Source organism: Streptomyces sp. NBC_01017 (assembly GCF_045162795.1).
In the GTDB taxonomy this organism is placed as follows: Bacteria; Actinomycetota; Actinomycetes; order Streptomycetales; family Streptomycetaceae; genus Streptomyces; species Streptomyces machairae.
This window is the reverse complement of record NZ_CP108683.1, coordinates 3,037,622-3,057,241: the sequence shown is the minus strand read 5'-3', so window position 1 is coordinate 3,057,241 and position 19,620 is coordinate 3,037,622. Positions and strand designations below refer to the sequence as shown.

Here is a 19,620-nt window from a genome sequence, read left to right as displayed (position 1 = left end):
CTCGCACCCCGGGCGCGCATGTGCCGCAGTCGGGGCCTGACGTCCTTGTTTCGTAAGGAGCCGCAGCCCGATATGTCGGTTTCTGGCTCGTAGGGTGAAAGCCGTGACGACCCCATCCGCAGCAGCCGGTGAACCCCGCACGGCGTCCGTCGACGTCGTGCTTCCCTGTCTCGACGAGGCCGAGGCCCTGCCCTGGGTCCTGGAGCGGATCCCGCCCGGCTGGCGGGCGCTCGTCGTGGACAACGGCTCCACCGACGGCTCGGCCGCCGTCGCCCGCGAGCTCGGCGCGACGGTCGTGCACGAGGAACGACGCGGGTTCGGCGCCGCATGCCACGCGGGCCTGACCGCCGCCACGGCCGACATCGTCTGCTTCTGCGACTGCGACGCCTCGCTCGACCCCGGCGACCTGGTGCCCTTCGTACGCCGGATCGCGGCCGGCGAGGCCGACCTGATCCTGGGCCGGCGCCGCCCCGCGTCCCGCGGCACCTGGCCGCTGCACGCCCGCGCCGGCAACCTCGCCCTCACCCACCTCCTCCACCGCCGCACCGGCCTTCGCCTGCACGACCTGGGCCCCCTGCGCGCCGCTCGCCGCGACCGCCTCCACACCCTCGACCTCACCGACCGCCGCAGCGGCTACCCCCTCCAGATGGTCGTCCGCGCCGCCGACGCGAACTGGCGCATCGCCGAGTACGACGTGCCGTACCTGCCCCGCACGGGTGCGTCGAAGGTGACGGGCACTTGGCGGGGGACCTGGCAGGCGGTGCGGGACATGAGCCGGGTGCTGGGGGAGGGGGGCGGCGGGCGCGGTGGGTCCGGTGGACGCGGCACGCCTGAAGTCGATCCCGGCGCGTGGGGCGGGGCGGGTGCCGCGGCCGATGGGCGGGGCGGGTCCGGTGCCGAGTCCGGCGGGCGGAGTGGGTCCGGCGTCGGACCTGATGGGCGCGGCGGGTTCGGGGTGGGGGCCGGTGGACGCGGCTCGGCTGATGCGGATCCCGGCGGGACGGGCGGATCCGGGGCCGATCCCGATCGGGACGGTGCCGAGTCCGACCGGCGCGGCAGGGACTTCGGTGAGCCCGACCCGCAGACCCGCACCGTTGCCGAGTCCCCCGCCCGTGCCGAAGCCAAGTCCGCCCACCGCCCCCCAACCCACCCCGGCGCCGCCCCGTCGAAAGGAACCCGCTCGTGACCACGCTCCTCGTCATTGCCAAGGAGCCCCGACCGGGGCGGGTGAAGACCAGGCTGACGCCACCCTTCACGCCCGAGGAGGCGGCCGTGCTTGCGGAGGCGGCCCTCGCGGACACGTTGGACGCCGTGGCGCGGACACCGGCACGGCGCCGGGTGTTGGTCCTGGACGGGACGCCGGGCCCCTGGGTGCCGCCCGGTTTCGACGTCGTACGGCAGTGCGCGGGCGGCCTCGACGAACGGCTGGCGCAGGCGTTCGCGGGGTGTGACGGGCCGGCGTTGCTCATCGGCATGGACACCCCGCAGGTGACACCGGAGTTGTTGACCGTGGACTGGTCCGGCTGCGACGCGTACTTCGGCCCCGCCGAGGACGGCGGCTTCTGGGCGCTCGGCATGGCCGAACCGGACCCGGCACGACTGCGCGGCGTCCCGATGTCGACGCCGCAGACCGGCGAAGCACAGCGGGCCCGGCTCGCCGGTCTGCGCGTGCGCGACCTGCCCTGTCTGCGCGACGTCGACACGGCATCCGACGCCGACCTGGTCGCCAAGTCGGCGCCGGGCGGACGCTTCGCAACAGCGCTGGCCCACCTCACCCCGACGGTGGACCGATGAGCGCCCGGCAGGAGACGACGACGGCAAGGATCGCCCGCCAGACGGGCCCAGTCACGATCCACCACGCGGACTCCACCACCGACAGCCGTCCACGCGGGACGGTTCCCGAGCCCGGCGTGGGCGCAAGCCTGGACGTCGGCACGGACGGTCCGCCGTCGCACCTGCCGTCCGGCGCGGGTATCGGGCAGTTGGCCGTGGGCGTGATCCGCCGCGAGGGTGCTGTCGCGGACAGCCGTCCATGCGGGACGGTGCCCGAGCCCGGCGTGGGCGCAAGTCTCGATGTCGGCACGGACGGTCCGCCGTCGCACCTGCCGTCCGGCGCGGGTATCGGGCAGTTGGCCGTGGGCGTGATCCGCCGCGAGGGTGCTGTCGCGGACAGCCGTCCATGCGGGACGGTGCCCGAGCCCGGCGTGGGCGCGAGCGTCGACGTCGGCACCGACGGCCGCCCGTCACGCCTCCCGGTCGGGGCCGGTGGCCCGCACCCGCACCGCGGCTCGACGCGCCCCCCGGCGACCGGCCACCGGACACCGATGACCCGCCCCGACGCTCCAAGGGCCGCCACCGCAACCGGCGTCGGCGGCGGCCGTCTTCGGGCCGCCCCCGGCGACACCGTTTCCTGGTCCGCCGACCCCTACGCCCGTGCCCTCCGCGCCGGTCAGGGGCCCCTCTTTCTGCGCCGTACCGACGGCTGGCTGTTGCCGCTCGATGTGGAGCGGTGGTGTGCGGAGGCCGATGCGGTGGACATGGAGGTGCTGCGGCGCTGTGAAGGGGCGGTGCTGGATGTCGGGTGCGGGCCCGGACGGCTGGTGGCGGCGTTGGGCCGGCAGGGGCGCCGGGTGCTCGGCATCGACGTCAGCGAGGTCGCCGTCGCGTGCACGCTGCGGCTCGGGGGACCGGCGTTGCGCCGCTCCGTCTTCGACTCGCTGCCCGGCGAGGGCCGCTGGGGCACCGCCCTGCTCATCGACGGCAACATAGGCATCGGCGGCGACCCCGCGGCGCTGCTCGACCGGATGGCCCAACTCCTCGCACCCGGCGGCCTGTTGATCGCCGAGACCGTGCCCGACCTGGACCTCGACGAACGCGTCCACGTCCACGTCACCGACGCCGGCGGTGCCACCGGCACTCCCTTCCCGTGGGCACGCCTGGGCACCCCCGCCCTGCTGCGGCATGCGGAGCGCGCCGACTGGAGTGCCGTCGGTCAGTGGATGACGGGCGGCCGTTCCTTCGTCGCCCTGCGCGGCAGCGGCAGCGGCGGCGGCAGCGGCGGCGGCGGAGTCCCCCGTCGGCGATGACGGTGTAGTGCGCTTCAGTGCTGTGGTGCTGTAGCGCTGTAGTGCAACGATCCCGCCCCGCACGGAGCCGGTCCAGTCCACAGTCCCGCAACACTGGACGTCTAGACTCTCCCCTCAACGGCCCGGACCCGTGGTCAAAAGCGGGCGAAATCTGCCAGACCCGAAGGGTATTCGGCGTTTTGATACGGATAGATTCAGTCACCAAGCGGTATCCGGACGGCACGGTGGCGGTCGACCAGCTCTCGCTGGAGATACCCGACCGTTCGATCACCGTCCTCGTCGGACCGTCGGGCTGCGGAAAGACGACCACCCTGCGGATGATCAACCGGATGGTCGAGCCCAGCGAGGGCACCATCCTCCTCGACGACGTGGACATCCAGCAGCAGCCGGTCAACACCCTGCGCCGGTCCATGGGGTACGTCATCCAGAACGCCGGCCTCTTTCAGCACCGAACGATCCTCGACAACATCGCCACGGTGCCCCGCATGCTCGGCTGGGGCAAGGAGAAGTCCCGGGCGCGGGCGCGCGAGCTGATGGAGCGGGTCGGCCTCGACGGGGCACTCGCCAAGCGGTACCCGTACCAGCTCTCCGGCGGCCAGCAGCAGCGCGTCGGCGTGGCCCGCGCCCTCGCCGCGGACCCGCCGGTGCTGCTGATGGACGAGCCGTTCTCGGCCGTCGACCCCGTGGTCCGCAAGGGCCTCCAGGACGAACTCCTGCGTATTCAGGAGGAGTTGGGCAAGACCATCGTCTTCGTCACCCACGACATCGACGAGGCCGTCAAGCTCGGCACGATGGTCGCCGTGATGCGCACGGGCGGCAAGCTCGCCCAGTTCGCCCCGCCGGCCGAACTGCTGACCCACCCCGCGGACGAGTTCGTGGAGGACTTCCTCGGCGCGGACCGGGGCATCCGGCGGCTGTCGTTCTTCCCCTCGGCGGGCCTGGAACTGCTGACCGAGCCCCTCGTGGCCGTCGACGCCACCGCCGAGCAGATCACTGCCGCCGCCACGGCCGACGTGCCGTATCTCCTGGTCACCGACCCGGACGGCAAGCCCCTCGGCTGGGGCGAGCCGCAGGATCTCACCGCCGGGGAGATCGAGACCGACCGACTCCTGCCGTACGGGCGCCCGTTCGTGACCGCGACCGACTCGCTGCGGGCCGCTCTCGACTGTGCCGTGCTCTCGCCCACCGGGTGGGCCGTCGCCGTGGACACCGAGGGCCGGGCCACCGGGGTCGTCTCGCAGCAGACCATCGGCGAGGCCATCCGCGGTGCGCACGCGGAGCGGCGCGCGCACGACGGCAAGGTCGCGGAGGCCGGGGAGCCCGGGACGGCCGGGACGGCCGGGACGACCGAGAAGGTCGCGCCATGACCGAGCTCTTCGACATGCCGAGCGACCTGCAGAACAGCTACTTCGGACTGGTCGGCCTGCATCTGCGCGAGGCACTGATCCCCGTGCTCGCCGGGCTGCTCGTGGCCCTGCCCGTCGCCCAGCTGTGCGTGCGGGTGCGCTGGCTGTACCCGCCCGTGCTGTGGGTGACGACCGTGCTGTACGCGGTTCCCTCGCTCGCCTTCTTCGTCATCCTCATCGACTACACCGGCCTGAGCGAGATCACGGTGATGATCCCGCTGGCCGTGTACAGCCTGGTGGTGCTGGTCCCGGCCATCGTGGACGGTGTGCGGTCGGTGCCGCAGGAGACTCTGGCCGCCGCCACCGCCATGGGCTTCGGGCCCGTACGACGCTATCTCCAGGTCCAGTTGCCGATCGCGGCGCCCGCGATCATCGCCGGACTGCGGGTGGCGTCCGTGTCGAGCGTCTCCCTCGTCAGCGTCGGCATGCTCATCGGCAACGCGGGCGCCCTCGGCAACCTGCTCAACAGCGGCCTGATCTACAACCAGCCCCGCCTGGTGTGGCTCTCCGTGGTGGGCACGGCCGTCCTCGCCATCCTCGTGGACGCCGTCCTGATCGGCCTGCGACTGCTCCTGACGCCCTGGATGCCGCGTGGCACCCGTAAGAACGCGCGCCCGCTCGCCGTGAAGGAGGCCGCCCGGTGAACGTCCTGAACTTCATCAACTCCTTCTTCAGCGACAGCGCGCACTGGCAGGGCTACGACGGCATCCCCGCGCGGCTCGCCGAGCACGTCCAGTACACGCTGCTGGCACTCGGAATCGCCGCCGCGGTCGGACTGCCGGTCGGCCTGCTCACGGGCCACACCGGGCGCGGCGGCAACGCGCTCGCCCTGATCGCCACCTCGGCCCGTGCGCTGCCCAGCTTCGGACTGATGGTGCTGATGTTCATCCTGCTGGGTCTGGGCATGGCCCCCGTCATGATCCCGCTGGTCGTGCTCGCCATCCCGCCCATCCTCGTCACCACCTACGAGGCCATGCGCTCCGTCGACCCCGCGCCGGTGGACGCCGCTCGCGGCATGGGCATGGCCGAGACCGGAATCCTGTTCAGGGTCGAACTGCCCGTGGCCCTCCCGCTGATCCTCAGCGGCCTGCGCTCGGCAGCCATCCAGATCGTCTCGACGGCCACCATCGCCGCGTACGTCAGCTTCGGCGGCCTCGGCCGCTACATCATCGACGGCCTCTACCAGCGCAACTACGAGAAGGTCGTGGGCGGCGCCACCCTGGTCGCCGCGATGGCGCTCACGACGCTGGCGCTCTTCTGGGCAGCGGCGCGGTTCGCGGTGTCACCGGGGGTGCGCAGGCGCGGCTAGTCACGCACCCCCGTGGCCCGCAGGCACAACAGGCCCTAGCCGCGCGGGAACGGCCGTACGGCGACCGCGTCGATCTCGAACAGCATGCCCGGCAGCGCGAGCGAGGCGACGCCGCTCAGGGTCTGGGCGGGTAGGCGGTCGCCGAACCGGGCGTGCAGCGCCTTGCCGGTGGCCTCCAGCTTGGCCGCGTCGTGGTCGACGATGAAGGTGCCCAGGCGGACGACGTGCTCGTAGCCGAGGCCGACGCCCTCCAGCGCCGAGCGCAGCCGGTCGAGGGCCAGCTCCACCTGGGCCGGGAAGTCGCCGGGCACGGGTGCGCCGTTGCCGTCGGAGGCGTACTGGCCTGCGATGAAGACGAGTTCGCCGGGCGCCGAGACGGCGTGGCTGTAGCTCAACGGGTCGGGTCGTGCAGGGCGGGCGGATTGGTGATCGTGCGCTCGTCGAGGCTCATGCCTCGTCCCAACGCGCTTGCGGGCGCGGGCATTCCGCGCCCGCCGCCCGCCGCCTGGTCCCGCCGTCAGTTCTCCGTGCGCGCCAGCGCCAGTTCCAGCACGACGAGCAGGGCGTCGCGGACCGAGCCGCGTTCACGGGCGTCGAAGACGACGACCGGGACGCCGTCGGTGACGTCGAGGGCCCAGCGGATCTCGTCCAGCGTGTGCTCGACCTTGCCGTCGAATGCGTTGGCGGCCACCGCGAAGGGGATGCCTTTGTGCTCGAAGTAGTCGACGGCGGCGTAGCAGTCGTCGAGCCGGCGGGTGTCCACGATCACGAGCCCGCCGACGGCGCCCTCCACGATGTCGTCCCACATGAATCCGAACCGCTCCTGCCCGGGCGTGCCGAACAGATACAGCTTCAGGGTGGGGTCGATGGTGAGGCAGCCGAAGTCCATCGCCACGGTGGTCGTCGTCTTGCGCGGTGTGTGCGTGAGGTCGTCCACGCCGGCTGCGACCTCCGTGATCGCGGCCTCGGTGGTCAGCGGCTCGATCTCGGAAATGGCGCCCACGGTGGTGGTCTTGCCCACGCCGAAGCCGCCGGCGATCACCATCTTGACCGGCAGCGGCGGTCGTACGATGGCCGCCGGCGCGGCGGTTGCGCCGGTGGCCGGTTCAGTCGTCGTCACGGAGTGACCCCTCGTGAGTCGGGTATGGCGCGCAGGCCGTCGATGACCCTGCGCAGGACGGATGCGTCGTGGATGACGCCGGAGTCGGGCACGTGCACCGTCAACTGCCCGGCGGCGCGCAGGTCCTCGGCGAGGACGCGCACCACGTTGAGGTGCAGCCGCAGCAGGGCCGCGATCTCCGCGATGGACTGCGGCAGCCGGCAGACGGCGACGATGTCGTGCTCCTCGAAGGCAAGCCGGTCGAGCGCGTCGAGCCCCTCGGTGGTGGCCACCACCTGCGTCTCCACGGGCATCGACCGCCCGTCGGCGTCCCCCACGACCCGCCCGGCGGTCACCAGGAAGGGCCGCACGGCGGAGGCGGGACCGACCGACTCGGACACGCCTGGGTCCGGTACATCGGGGTGCGGCCCATCGTGCTGCGGGCCGTCGAGGTCCGGCGCTGGGGTGCCGTCCGCCATGGCGTTGTCCGTCCTCCTCGGCCGGGTGCCTGCCCCTCGCCGGGGCTCCCGGGTTTCTTCCCGGCCCGGTCAGCGGGGCGGCGTGGCGCCGACGCTGTTCTTCAGCTCCAGCACGAGCTGCGGGCTGAGGGCGGAACCGGCGCGGTTGGCGAACACGGTCATCTCGTAGGCGATGTTGCCCAGCTTGGCCTCCTTGTCGGTGACGACGCCGAGCACGGCGCCGCTGCCGATCGTGGAGACCAGGACGTGGCCGCCCTCCAGGTCGATGATGACCTTGTTGAGGCCGCCGAGGCCGTAGTTGCCGGAGGCGCCGGCGGCCAGGCTGGTGATGCCGGAGACGATCGCGGCGAGCCGCTCCGAGTCGGCGTGCTCACGCAGCTCGGACACGGCGATGAGGAGGCCGTCGGACGAGACGGCGATGGCGTCCACGACACCGGCCGTCTCCTTCGCGAAGCGATTCAGCAGCCAGGTGAAGTCGGCTGCGGCGGCCTGCAGTTCGGCCGGCGTGGGGCCTCCCGCCGGGGTGCCACCTGTCGACGTGCTCACTGCTCCGCTCCTTCCGGGGGGTCGTTCTGGTCGTGCATATGGGGGGCTGGGGTCGTTGCTGGGGCGGACTGCGCGCCGGTGCCGCCGTCACCGCCGTTCCGGCTGTCGCGATGCGCGCGCTCCACGGCGGCCTCGAACTCGTCGAGCGCCGCCCGCACGGCCTCCGCGTCGAGCGTCCGCGCGTCCTGCCGCAGCGCCGTCTGCCGCTCGCAGGCCTCGACGGTCGTACGCAGGGTCGCACCACGGACGCGGCGACGCAGGGGGCGGGCGGCGGGGGCGGCGCCCGTGGGCGTGGTCGTGGGCGTCGTGCCGGGCCGGGCCGCGGGCACGGACGGGTCCGGCCGGTCGGCCCGCGCGTGATCGGCGGATGCCGCCGCGCCGTCGCCGCTCCCGGACGGGTCCGCGGCGGGCCCGCTCTGCGCGATACGGCGGGGCAGCGGGCGCAGCCCGTCGGCGTCCGCAGCGTCGTCCTGCCGTACGGCATCCCCCGGCACGGCCGCAGACGGCCGGGGGCCGGTCGCCGCATCCGCACCCGCACGGCTCCCGTGCTCGGCCTGCGTCCCCGAGCCACCGCGGGCAACCGCAGCCAACGCCGCCGTGGCCGTCGATCCCGTAGTGCTCCCCGTCACCAGCAGCGACGACGGCACCGTCACCTCGGCCGTCACACCGCCGCCCGGTGTGCGGGAGAGCATGACCGCGATCTCCCAGCGGCGCGCGAGCGTGCCGACCACGAACAGGCCCAGGACCTTCGTGGGTACGAGATCGAGCCGTTCGCGGCGGATCAGGCGGGCGTTCTCCTCGTCGAGGCGCTCGGGGCTCATGCCCAGGCCGTGGTCGGAGACGACGATCACCGCGTCGTCGCCGGAGGCCGCCACCGTCACCTCGACCGGGCTGCCCTCGGGCGAGAACGACACCGCGTTCTCCAGGAGTTCGGAGATCATCAGCGTCAGGTCGCCGATGACCTCCGGCTCCACCACGGCCTCGGTCCGCGCGCGCAGCTCCACGCGCTGGTAGCCCTCGATCTGGCCGAGCCCGGCGCGTACGACGTTGGTGAGCGCGGTGGGACCGGAGTCCAGGACCGCCTCGTGGATGCCGGCGAGCAGCATCAGGCTGTCGGCGTTGCGGCGCAGACGGACCGCGATGTGGTCGATGGAGTACAGCCGCTCGAGGAGAGCGGGATCGGTCTCGCCCCGCTCCACCGCGTCGATCAGGGCGAGCTGGCGTGTGGTGAGGTTGCTGACCCGGCGTCCCACGTTGCCGAACATCTCGGCGACGTTGCGCCGGCTGAGCACCTGCCGCTCCAGCAGCGCGGCCGCCATGGTCTGCACCTGGTTGAACGTCTCGGCGAGTTCGCCGATCTCGTCGCGCGCGGTGACCGGCATCGCGCGCAGCCGCGGCGGACCGTCGTCCTCCGCGTCGTCGTCGGCCACCCGGGCCAGCTCGCGCTCGGCGACCTCGGCGACCTGCCGCGCGGCACCCGTGAGGGCCAGCACCGGGCGGACCACCGAGCGGCGCACCAGCATCGCCAGGACCAGCCAGACGGCGAGGCCGAGCAGGGCGAGCCCCAGCAGCAGCACCGCACGCCACGCAGCCTTGTCGGAGGCGCTCTCGGCCTGGTCGGCGATCTGGCCGATGAGCGAGGTGGTGATCGCCAGCCGGGTCTTGGCCTGGTCACGATAGGCGGGGTAGGAGTCGAGCGCCGCATCGAGGGACGTGCGGATCTCCGCGGGCGAGCCGCCCTGGGCGGCGCCGGGGTCGATCTGCAGCTCGGCGAAGTGCCGGCTGATGACGCTCTGCGCGGCGGTGTACTTGATCCCGGCGAGCTGCGCGGCCTGGGCGTCGGTGGCGAACCGGGAGAAACGTTCGGCCTGATGCGTGTACTCGTCGTAGGAGCCGACCGCGCCGATGAACTCGATGAGGGCGTTGGAGTCACCGGTCGACGCGGAGAAGACGCCGGTCTCGAAGGCACTGTGGGCGGCGCCCGCGCGCAGCAGCGAGTCCAGCAGGTTGCCGGTGAAGGCGGTCGCCAGATCGGGGTTGCGGTCCAGGCCCAGGCCGTCGATCAGGTTCTGCGCGGCGTGGGTGTACGCGGGGTCGATGTTCTCGGCGGGCAGATACTCCCGCTCGATGGTGTCACGCAGACTGCTCAGGCCCTCGATTCCCCGCAGCGCCTGTGCCTCGGTCTCCGGCAGCCGTTCCCCGAAGGTGTCGCGCACCCGGTCGACCTGGGAGTTCACGAGGGACTGCGCCGTGCGGTAGGCGGCGGACGAGGGCGCGTCGCCCTCGGAGGCCTCGTGCCGTACGGACAGCAGAACGGCCTGCTGGTGCTCGGACGCCAGCCGGTCGGCGAGTGTGGCGACCTCGGTGCTCTCCCGGACCAGCCGGGCGGCGTCGGCCGCGTCACGTGACTGCGCGGTCTGGTCGGCTATGAGATAGGCGAGGAGGACCGCGACCACGGTCAGCGGCACACCGACGAGAAGGTTGAGCTTCCGCCTGAAGGGCCAGCGGTCGGCGAAACCGCGTAGACGACGTGGGCGCTGAGCGCCCACCTCGTTCGTGGACACCGAGTTGCCTCCTTCGTGGGCGTCACACGGCGCGCGAGGTCTCACGTGACCGTTGTTGACCGGTATCGCCCCCCGTCAACGTCGGGGACACTACCGCCTCTTGCTTTTCGTGACCGGAACTGTACGTCAAGAATCCGTTACAACACCCTCCGCCCCAACCGTCCCCCTTCACATCGGGGCACAAGCGACCATTGTTCGAGGCCAATCGGTGACCGGATTGCTCTTGACTGGGACAGAACCGGCTGGATTGGATCAGTGGAGAGTTCTGCCCAGACCTTGGGGTCGGCCTCTCCAACCCCCTCAAACCGGAACGGGAATCGTGACTTCCACCGCCGTAAGCAGCAGGTCCTTCAGGAACCATCCCGGCGCGGCCGCCGTCGCGCTCGCCGCCACGGCGGCGCTGCTGGCGGGATGTTCCTCCTCCGACGACAAGTCCGACCCCCTGGCCGGGGACAAGCCGAGCGGCGACACCGTGGTCGTCGGCTCGAACAACTTCGCCGAGAGCATCCTGCTCGCCGACATCTACGGCGAGGCCCTCAAGGCCAAGGGCATCAAGGTCACCTACAAGCCCAACATCGGCAGCCGCGAGACGACCTACGGTCTGCTGAAGAACGGCTCCATCACGGTCCTGCCGGAGTACAACGGCTCGTTGCTCGCCTACCTCGACGACAAGGCGGAGCAGAAGTCGGCCGACACCGTGAACGCCGCGGTCAAGAGCAAGCTGGACGCGAAGCTGACGCTGCTGGAGTCCTCGCCGGCCGAGGACAAGGACTCGGTCAGCATCAACGCCGAGACGGCGAAGAAGTACAAGCTGACGGCCGACTCCAGCCTCGAGGACCTCAAGGACATCGCCCCGGACCTGGTGATCGGCGGCTCGCCCGAGTTCCAGACCCGGCACCAGGGCCTGAAGGGCCTGGAGTCCGAGTACGGCCTGAAGTTCAAGTCCTTCAAGGCGCTGGACGCGGGCGGCCCGCTCACCCAGGCGGCGCTGACGAAGAACACCGTGCAGGCCGCGGACATCTTCACCACCGACCCGACGATCATCAAGGAGGGCTTCGTCGTCCTGAAGGACCCGAAGAGCCTCTTCGGCTTCGCCAACGTGACCCCGCTCGCATACAAGAGCGGCCTCTCCCAGGAGGGCGTCGACGCGCTCAACGCGGTCTCGGCCAAGCTGGACACCAAGACGCTCCTCGACCTGGACTCCCAGGTGCAGCTGGAGAGCAAGGACCCGCTGGACGTGGCGAAGGCCTGGCTGAAGACGGCCGGCCTCAACTGACGTAGCCGGGGGGGTGGGGCCGTGGCCGGCCGGTGCCGCCACAGCCCCACCCCGTCACCCAGGCCGCTCAGTAACCGACCTGGAACGTGGCGTCCTGACGCTCGGTGGCCGTGGAGACCGGGTCGATGCGCAGGGCGTAGTCCGCGTGCCTGAGGTAGCGGGTCGGGTTGTTGTACGAGCGGAACGACGCCCAGGAGGCGTCGGCGAGCCCGGCCGTCCGGTAGAAGGTCGCGTCCGCCGCGAACGCCGACGTGCCGTCGCTCTCGTCGAGGCGCAGGGCGTAGCTGTAGTGCCGCAGGTAGCGGGTCGGGTGGCTGACCGACTGGAAGGACACCCCGGAGGCGTCGGCGAGGCCCGGCACCAGCTTCCACTGCGAGTCGGGGAACGGGTCGAAGGGGTACGCGTCGATCCGGCCGGCGAAGCCGCTGTGCCGGACGTAACGCGCCGGGTAGTTGTACGACTTGAGCCGGTTCCAGGCCGGAGCGCCCCAGTGCGAGACCAGGTTGGTGTACTGGGCCTGGGTGATCGGCTGGATGCCGCAGTGCTTGGAGTTGAGCGGCTGGGTGTAGAGGCGCTGGTCGAGCGGCGTCCAGGTGCCGGCGGCGAGGTCGGTCGACTGCCAGGCGTAGAAGACGCCGTTGGGTGTGTACGTGTCTCCCCACAGGTACCAGGTGCCGGACGTCAGCGACTTCACCACCGTCGGCGCCTCGGTGCCGCCGTGTGCGGCCGGGGTGCTGAAGACGGTGAAGCTGCCGGGGTCGAGTGAGGTGGACCGGGCACCGACCAGCGTCTGGTCGCGCTTGAAGTAGAGGTAGTTGACGCCGTTCACGCCCATGGTCAGATTGCCGTCGATGACGTCGTAGCCGGGGTCGAAGAAGACCTGCGGATTCTGGGTGGTGCGGAAGTCGGTCGTGTAGCTGACCATGATCACGTTGTGGCCGCTGCTGTTCACCGACGAGTAGAGGATGCCGTACTGCCCGCGTCCGGCGTCCCAGTAGGCCTCGGGCGCCCAGCTGTGGGTGCCGGTCATGTCGTGCAGCTTGAGTAGCCGGTAGCCCGTGAAGGACCGCAGGTCGGTCGAGTCCCAGACGTGGATGTTGACGCTGTTGCGGCTCCAGTCGGTGCCCTTGAGGTCGGTCGCCAGCACCACGAAGGTGCCGTCCTGCTTGCGCAGGACGAACGGGTCGCGCAGGCCTCCCGCGCCCAGGGTCGGGGTGAGAACCGGGTTGTTCTGGTTCAGCGGCATCCAGCGCAGACCGTCCGTGCTGACGGCCAGGTGGAGACCGTAGTCGGCCTCGAGCATGGTGGTGGACTCGGTGAAGTAGGCCATGACGTACGCCGAGTCGGCGGCGTGGGCCGTCCCGGCTCCGAGAGTCAGGGCGCCGGTCGCCGCGAGCGGAACGGTCGCTGCCATGCCGAGGACATGTCTGCGGGAGGGGTGGGCCATGTGCGCTCCAGGGGGTGCGTGGTCGGTGCGGGCCTTGTGGTCGGGGGCGGACGAGCAGGCCGGCGTCGCATGCCGAACTGTCGATATATCGAACGGAGTTCGGTGAATCGACCAGAAGGTAGGAGAGCGCCGGGTCCGCGTCAATCACACGGTCATCCTTGGCGGATTTCCGCCACCCGGCCGACCAGGGGCCCCAGTTCCGCCCGCGCGCGAGCCGCCGCCCCGATCGCCACCGCGTCGGCACCGAGCCCGGCCGGCAGGACGCGGACGGGATGGCCGCTGACGGGCGGCTCGGCGGCCAGGGCAGCCCGGATCGAGCGCTCCAGCAACGCCCAGGAGCGGCTCACGCCACCGCCGACGACCACCGTGGTGACGTCCAGCAGGCCCGCCGTGACTAGCAGAGCACGGGCGACGGCGGCCCCCGCCGCGTCGTACACGGCGAGCGCGGCCCCGTCTCCCGACCGCGCGGCCTCGGCGACCTCCCCGGACGTGCGCGAACGGCCCGTGCGCTCGGCGTACCGGTCGGCGATCGCGCGGCCGGAGGCCAGGGTCTCCAGATGCCCGCGACCGCCGCAGGTGCAGGGCAGGTCGCCGAAACCGGGGATGTGCCCGATCTCGCCCGCCGCGCCGTGCGGGCCGGCGTAGAGCACGCCGCCCAGCCACAGTGCCCCGCCGACCCCCGTGCCCAGCGTCATCCCGAGCACGTCCGGCTCGCCCGCCACCGAACCGGCCGTCGCCTCCCCGCGCAGGAAGGCGTTGACGTCGTTGTCCAGGAACGCCGGCACGCCCAGCGCCTCCTCGAACGCCGCCGTCACCGCGAACCCGGCCCAGCCGCGGAACGAGTCGCTGGCCACCAGCACCCGCCCCTCCCGCGCGTCCACCACGCCGGCCGCGCCCACCCCGACGCCGAGCAGCCGCGCGGGAGTACGGCCCAGCAGCAGCCGTACGGCATCCAGCGCGGCGCCGACCATCGCCGCTCCGCCGTCCGAGGCAGGGGTGGGCACGCCGACGCGGTCCAGGACGCCGAGGTCCGGGTCGCACAGCACCACCTGGGTCGTCGTACCGCCGATGTCGACACCGGCAAGCACTCCCCGCGTCATGCGCCCGCCCCCGTCCCCAGAGCCGCCCGGCGCTCCCTGCGCCGCCGTTGCAGCACCGGATCCGGCACGGGCACGGCCGCGATGAGCCGGCGCGTGTACTCCGTCTCCGGACGCAGCAGGGTCGTCATGGTCGGCCCCTGCTCCTCGATGCGGCCCTCCCGCATGACGACGACGCGCTGTGCGAACTCCTGGACGACGGCCAGGTCGTGGGAGACGAACAGACAGGCGAACCCCAGCTCGCGCTGCAACTCGGCGATGACCTCCAGCACCGTGCGCTGCACACTCACGTCCAGCGCGCTCGTCGGCTCGTCCGCGACCAGCAGCCGGGGGTCCAGCACCAGCGCCCGCGCGAGACTCACCCGCTGCCGCTGACCGCCGGACAGCTCACGCGGCCCACGGTCCGCCAACTCCCTTGGCAACCGCACCAGTTCCAGCACCTCGGCGACCCTGGCCCGCCGCTCGGCCGCCGCCATGCGCCGCCGGTGCACCCGGAGCGGCTCGGCGACGCACTCCGCCACGCTCATCCGCGCGTCCAGCGACGCCACCGGGTCCTGGAGCACCACGCCGACGCCGGACAGCAGAGCCCGCCGCTTCCGCCCCCGGGTGCGGCCCAGGTCGGTGCCGAACAGCGACACCGAGCCGGCGGCGGGCGCGATGAGGCCGAGCGCGACCCTGGCCGCCGTCGACTTGCCCGACCCGGACTCGCCCACGAGGCCGACGGTTTCGCCGGGGCGGACGTCCAGGGAGACGCCCTCCAGCGCCCGGACCCGCCCGAACCGCACGGACACGTCCCGCAGTTGCACCACGGGAGCCTTACGCGCCGGGGGCGGGTCCTCACCGCTGAGCCGGAGCCGGGGCACGGCCGCCAGCAAGCCCCGCGTGTACTCGTGCTGTGGCCGCAACAGCACGTCCTCCACCGTCCCGGTCTCCACGATCTCGCCCCGCAGCATCACGGCGACCCGGTCCGCGAAGTCGGCGACCACGCCCATGTTGTGCGTGACCAGCAGCACGCCCGTGTCCGAGTCGGCCGCCAACCGCCGTAGCAGATCGAGGATCTCGGCCTGCACGGTCACGTCGAGCGCGGTGGTCGGTTCGTCGGCGATGAGCAGCCCCGGCGAGTTGGCGATCGCCATGGCTATGACGACGCGCTGGCGCTGCCCGCCCGACAGCTGGAAGGGGAAGGCCGACGCCCGCCTCTCCGGTTCGGGAATGCCGACCCGGCGCAGGAGTTCGACCGCCGCACGGGCGGCCTCCGACCGGGAGACCTGCCGGTGGTTCCGTATGACCTCCGCTATCTGGGAGCCGACCCGGGTCAGCGGATCCAGGGCGGTCGCCGGTTCCTGGAAGACCATGGAGGCGGTACGGCCCCGCAGCCGTGCCAGCTCGGCCTCCGGCGCGCCCACCACGTCTGTGCCGTCGACGGTCACCCGGCCCGAGGCCCTCGCGCTGCCCGGCAGCAGCCCCATCGCGGCGAGCGCCACCGTCGACTTGCCGGACCCGGACTCACCGACAAGGGCCAGCGTCTCGCCGGGCCGTACGTGCAGCGACACTCCGCGCACGGCGGCCACGTCACCGGTGTCGGTGGAGAAGGTCACGCCCAGGTCGGCGATCTCAAGGATGTTCATCCGCGTCCCTTCACGTCGAAGGCGTCACGCAGCCCGTCGCCGATCGCATTGAACGCGCACACGACGAGGATGATCGCGAGGCCCGGCGGAACGATCAGCCACCAGCGCCCGGAGTACGCCGCCGTCAGCCCGGCCGACAGCATGCCGCCCCAGTCGGTCTTCGGCGGCTGGACGCCCAGCCCGAGATACGACACATACGCGACGAGCAGGATCGCGTCGGCGATCTGGAACGTCGCCGCGACCACGATCGTCGACACCGAGTTCGGCAGGATGTGCCGCCGGATCGCCCGGCCGTGCGTGCCGCCGGTCGCGCGCAGCGTCAGCACGTAGTCGCGGTTCTTCAGAGTCAGGGTCTCGGCCCGTACCAGCCGGGACGGCACCAGCCACGACACCAACCCGAGGATCACGATCAGGCCGGCCGTGCCCGGCGTGGTGATCGCGGAGACGACCAGCAGGATGAACAGCGCGGGAATCGCGATCCCGGCGTCCACCACCCGCATCATCACCGCGTCCACCCAGCCGCCCGCATACCCGGCAACCGCACCCCACAACGTCCCGATGACGGTCGCCAGCACCCCCGCCGCCAGCCCGACGAGCAACGAGACCTGCCCGCCGTACATGAGCCGCCCGAGCTGGTCGTGCCCGACGGCATCGGTGCCGAGCCAGTGCGCCGAGCTGGGCGGGAGGTTGACCTGGGTGAGGTCCGTGTGGGTCTGGTCGGTGGAGTGGAGGAGAGGACCGACGAAGCAGAAGAGAAGGAAGAGCAGAACGATCAGGACCCCGGCCATGGCGAGCCTGTTGCGCGCGAAGCGCGCTCTCAGGGGCGCGGGCCTGCGTCGATTTGCGGCTCCGCCGCGGGGCCCACCCAGCCCCCACCGGCCCGCAGCCTCAACACGACCACTCACGCCCGCCCCTCCTTGACCCGAGGATCGACAACGCGCTGCACCACATCCGCAAGCAAGGTCCCCACAACCGTCGCGACGGAGATCACGAGGACGCACCCCAGCAGCACCGGATAGTCGGACGACTGAGCGGCGGACCAGAACAACAGCCCCATCCCCGGATAGTTGAAGAGCTGCTCGACCACCAACGCCCCACCGAACAGCACCGGCACGTAGTACCCGAGCATCGCGATCACCGGCGTCAGGGAGTTCCGGAACACATGCCGGAACAGAACCGCGTACTGCCCGGCACCCCCGGCGCGAGCCGTCCGCACATAGTCCTCGGACAGGTTCTCCAGCGTCGCCGCCCGCATGTACCGACTGAACACGGCCACCATCGAAGCCGCCCCCGTCACGACCGGCAGCACCAGTGCCGCCGGATCAGCGAACACCTGGGCCAACGTGTCCCCTTGGGGCGCCTGCGACGGAAACCACCGCAGGGTCTGGGTGAAGACCAGCACCAGGACGAGCCCCAGGAAGTACACCGGCGTCGAGTACGCGACGAAGCTCAGCGTGGTGATGACGTAGTCGGCCGGCTTGTTGCGCCGCACCGCCTGCCACATGCCGAGCGGAACGGCCAGCAGCAGCCCGACCAGCGCGGACAGCACGGTCAGCACCAGCGTCTTCGGCAGCCGCTGCTCGATCAGCCGCGACACCGCCTCATTGAGGGTGTACGACGTCCCGAGGTCACCCTGCGCCAACTCGCGCAAGTAGTAGACGTACTGCACGGGCAGCGACCGGTCGAGCCCCTGTTCGTGGTTGAACGCGGCGATCTGCTGGGCCGTCGCCTGCGGGCCGAGGATTCCGCGTGCGGGGCCTCCGGGCAGGGTGTGCAGCAGGCAGAAGACCACGATCGTGACGATCAGGATCACCGCGAGGGCCTGGAGGAGGCGGCGGCCGAGATACAGGAGCGTGTCCATGCCTCAGCCGGTCCACTTCCACTGCGCGGGGTGGAAGTTGGCGAGCGAGTCCTGGGAGAAGCCGCCGAGGCCGTTCCTGATGACCGAGACCTGGTAGACGGGTTCCGGCAGCCAGATCACCGGCAGGTCCTCGGCGAGGGCGGCGCTGTAGTCCTGGACCGCCTTGGTCGAACTCGACGTCGTGGAGGCGGAGATGAGCTTGTCGACGTCCGGGTTGGAGTAGTTGCCGAAGTTCGAGCCGCCGCCCGTCTGGAACAGCGAGTCACCGGTCGGGAAGGCCGGGAAGTACCAGCTGCCGGCCGTGCCGAAGAAGGACAGCTGCCACTTGCAGATCGACTGGCTCGCCTTGCACTGCGGGGTCTGCGCCAGCACCGAGTTGACGGGCGCGGTCTTGATCGAGAACTTGATGCCGGTCCTGGCCAGCGAGGACTGGATCGCGCTCATCATGTTGGCGGTGACCGTCGAGCCGGACTGCGACAGCACCTGCATCTCGAACCTGGTGCCCTCGGCGACGCCCTCACCGCACCGGGAGGCCCCGGTCCCGGGACTCGTGCAGGTCATGACCCCGCCCTGCTCGGTCCAGCCGTGACCGGTCAGCAGCTTCCGGGCGGCCGTCGTCGAGAACGGGTACGGGTTGTCCTTCTGCGCTCCTGAGACGAAGTCGGACGCCTGCCCCTGCGGGACCGGGCCGTAGCCGGCGACCGCCGTCCCGTTGAAGACGACTTTCGCCAGACTCGCCTGGTCGATGGAGCGCTGGACGGCCTGGCGGGCGTACAGCTGCTTGAACACCGCGCCCATCGCCGGGTTGTTGAAGTTGTACGGCATGTAGGTGATCGCCCAGCCGGACCACGGCTTCACCTCGTACCCCTGCGCGGTGAAGCTCTCCTTCTGGTCGAGGTCGGTCGCCTCGATGTAGCCGTAGTCGACGCTGCCGGAGCGCAGGGCGTTCTTCTCGGCGTCGGCCGTGGTGAAGGGGAGCAGGTTCACCGTGGGGATGGCCGGCTTCTCGCCGCCGTCGTACTTCTTGTTGGCGGTGAGGACCACCTTGCCGGCCGTCGAGTAGGACTTGACCGCGTACGGGCCGCTGATGGTCTTCCAGAGGGCGTTCTTCTCGTAGTCGCCGATGTTCTTCGCGGCGTTGTTGAGGTACGTCCACACCTGCTTGGCGTCGCCGCCCTTGTCCCAGGTGTGTTGCGGCAGCGGTGTGATGGAGCTCAACTCGTTGGCCAGCATCCACTGCGGGTTGTAGGCCTTGTCGAAGGTGAGAGTGAAGTGGCGGTCGTCCTCGGCCTTGAAGGACGTCCAGTTGTCCGGCGCCTGGCCCGGGTTGTACCCCGCCCACTCCGCCTTGTTCGCCTTGATGAGGTCGAACCAGAACCGGACGTCACGGGAGGTGATGGGCTTGCCGTCGCTCCAGTGCCGGTCGCCCAGAGTGATCCGCACGCTCTTGTTGTCGGGCGCGAAGTCGGCGTCGGTGGCGACCGAACCGGCTTTGTTCCAGGCGATCTCACCGGTGGAGCCGTCGTAGGCGATGAGCGGCTCCCACAGTGTGTTCGCGATGGAGATGTTGTTGGTGTTGAGATGCGCCGCGGTGCCGATCGGCAGGATCCAGTTCGGCGTGAAGTTCGCAGGCAGCGCGTAGTTGATGGAGTCGCGGGATCCGGACGACGTACCGCTGCTCCCGGAGCAGCCCGCGAGCAGCAGCGTGCCGGCGGACAGGGCGGCGGCAGCGGCGAGAAGTCTCGTGCGAGCAGGGGACATGGTTCTCCTCAGGGGACAGAAGCGAGGTGCAGTCAGTGAAAGCCCCGTCTGTTCGAAGAAA

15 protein-coding genes and 3 pseudogenes are annotated in these 19,620 nt (G+C 71.3%); 7 read left to right on the top strand and 11 right to left on the bottom strand.

Annotated elements, in window-relative coordinates; genetic code table 11:
* Positions 1–94: 94 nt before the first annotated feature.
* From OG331_RS14075 to OG331_RS14050, 6 genes and pseudogenes are all read left to right on the top strand, one after another.
* Positions 95–799 (top strand): annotated as a pseudogene (locus OG331_RS14075) (glycosyltransferase family 2 protein); the annotation flags it as partial.
* A 383-nt stretch (positions 800–1,182) separates the two neighbouring features.
* Positions 1,183–1,794 carry a DUF2064 domain-containing protein gene (locus OG331_RS14070; protein WP_406195796.1) on the top strand — a complete coding sequence of 204 codons (612 nt, stop codon included), beginning with the start codon at positions 1,183–1,185 and terminating at the stop codon, positions 1,792–1,794.
* 530 nt (positions 1,795–2,324) lie between these two features.
* Entirely contained in the window at positions 2,325–3,086 is a 762-nt protein-coding gene (locus OG331_RS14065) for a class I SAM-dependent methyltransferase (protein WP_406210012.1), read from the top strand.
* A 179-nt stretch (positions 3,087–3,265) separates the two neighbouring features.
* Complete coding sequence (locus OG331_RS14060) at positions 3,266–4,453, top strand: ABC transporter ATP-binding protein (protein WP_406195793.1); 1,188 nt, start codon at positions 3,266–3,268, stop codon at positions 4,451–4,453.
* Positions 4,450–5,136 carry an ABC transporter permease gene (locus OG331_RS14055; RefSeq protein ID WP_406195791.1) on the top strand — a complete coding sequence of 229 codons (687 nt, stop codon included), beginning with the start codon at positions 4,450–4,452 and terminating at the stop codon, positions 5,134–5,136. The genes OG331_RS14060 and OG331_RS14055 overlap by 4 nt, the downstream gene beginning before the upstream one ends.
* Positions 5,133–5,801, top strand: coding sequence for an ABC transporter permease (locus tag OG331_RS14050; protein ID WP_328878500.1), 669 nt, complete (start codon positions 5,133–5,135; stop codon positions 5,799–5,801). Before OG331_RS14055 ends, OG331_RS14050 begins: the two co-directional genes overlap by 4 nt.
* 35 nt (positions 5,802–5,836) lie before the next feature.
* Here the strand turns inward: OG331_RS14050 and OG331_RS14045 are convergent.
* The 5 genes and pseudogenes from OG331_RS14045 to OG331_RS14025 form a co-directional block, all read right to left on the bottom strand.
* A pseudogene (locus OG331_RS14045) lies at positions 5,837–6,252 on the bottom strand (RidA family protein).
* A 66-nt stretch (positions 6,253–6,318) separates the two neighbouring features.
* Positions 6,319–6,921 carry a GTP-binding protein gene (locus OG331_RS14040; RefSeq protein WP_406195788.1) on the bottom strand — a complete coding sequence of 201 codons (603 nt, stop codon included), beginning with the start codon at positions 6,919–6,921 and terminating at the stop codon, positions 6,319–6,321.
* Positions 6,908–7,379, bottom strand: a pseudogene (locus OG331_RS14035) (DUF742 domain-containing protein). The gene OG331_RS14040 and the pseudogene OG331_RS14035 overlap by 14 nt, the downstream one beginning before the upstream one ends.
* 69 nt (positions 7,380–7,448) lie before the next feature.
* Positions 7,449–7,925, bottom strand: coding sequence for a roadblock/LC7 domain-containing protein (locus tag OG331_RS14030; protein ID WP_406195786.1), 477 nt, complete (start codon positions 7,923–7,925; stop codon positions 7,449–7,451).
* Positions 7,922–10,489 (bottom strand): ATP-binding protein, encoded by a 2,568-nt coding sequence (locus OG331_RS14025; RefSeq protein ID WP_406195784.1) that lies wholly within the window; start codon positions 10,487–10,489, stop codon positions 7,922–7,924. The genes OG331_RS14030 and OG331_RS14025 overlap by 4 nt, the downstream gene beginning before the upstream one ends.
* A 319-nt stretch (positions 10,490–10,808) precedes the next feature.
* Here OG331_RS14025 and OG331_RS14020 point away from each other — a divergent pair, with 319 nt between their 5' ends.
* Complete coding sequence (locus tag OG331_RS14020; RefSeq protein WP_406195782.1) at positions 10,809–11,765, top strand: ABC transporter substrate-binding protein; 957 nt, start codon at positions 10,809–10,811, stop codon at positions 11,763–11,765.
* Positions 11,766–11,832: 67 nt separating this feature from the next.
* Here OG331_RS14020 and OG331_RS14015 read toward each other — a convergent pair whose 3' ends face one another.
* The 6 genes from OG331_RS14015 to OG331_RS13990 all read right to left on the bottom strand — a co-directional run bounded on the left by OG331_RS14015 (position 11,833) and on the right by OG331_RS13990 (position 19,559).
* On the bottom strand, positions 11,833–13,212 hold the full coding sequence (locus OG331_RS14015; RefSeq protein ID WP_406195780.1) for a glycoside hydrolase family 43 protein: 1,380 nt from the start codon (positions 13,210–13,212) through the stop codon (positions 11,833–11,835).
* 152 nt (positions 13,213–13,364) lie between these two features.
* A complete protein-coding gene (locus OG331_RS14010; RefSeq protein ID WP_406195778.1) occupies positions 13,365–14,312 on the bottom strand; it encodes an ROK family protein in 948 nt (315 codons plus the stop codon).
* Entirely contained in the window at positions 14,309–15,937 is a 1,629-nt protein-coding gene (locus tag OG331_RS14005; RefSeq protein ID WP_406195776.1) for a dipeptide ABC transporter ATP-binding protein, read from the bottom strand. Before OG331_RS14005 ends, OG331_RS14010 begins: the two co-directional genes overlap by 4 nt.
* Positions 15,934–16,806: an ABC transporter permease gene (locus OG331_RS14000; RefSeq protein WP_406210008.1), complete on the bottom strand. Its 873-nt coding sequence runs from the start codon at positions 16,804–16,806 to the stop codon at positions 15,934–15,936. Before OG331_RS14000 ends, OG331_RS14005 begins: the two co-directional genes overlap by 4 nt.
* A 32-nt stretch (positions 16,807–16,838) precedes the next feature.
* Positions 16,839–17,798, bottom strand: coding sequence for an ABC transporter permease (locus OG331_RS13995; RefSeq protein ID WP_406195773.1), 960 nt, complete (start codon positions 17,796–17,798; stop codon positions 16,839–16,841).
* Between the two features lie 3 nt (positions 17,799–17,801).
* Positions 17,802–19,559 carry a peptide ABC transporter substrate-binding protein gene (locus OG331_RS13990; protein ID WP_406195770.1) on the bottom strand — a complete coding sequence of 586 codons (1,758 nt, stop codon included), beginning with the start codon at positions 19,557–19,559 and terminating at the stop codon, positions 17,802–17,804.
* Between the last annotated feature and the right edge of the window lie 61 nt (positions 19,560–19,620).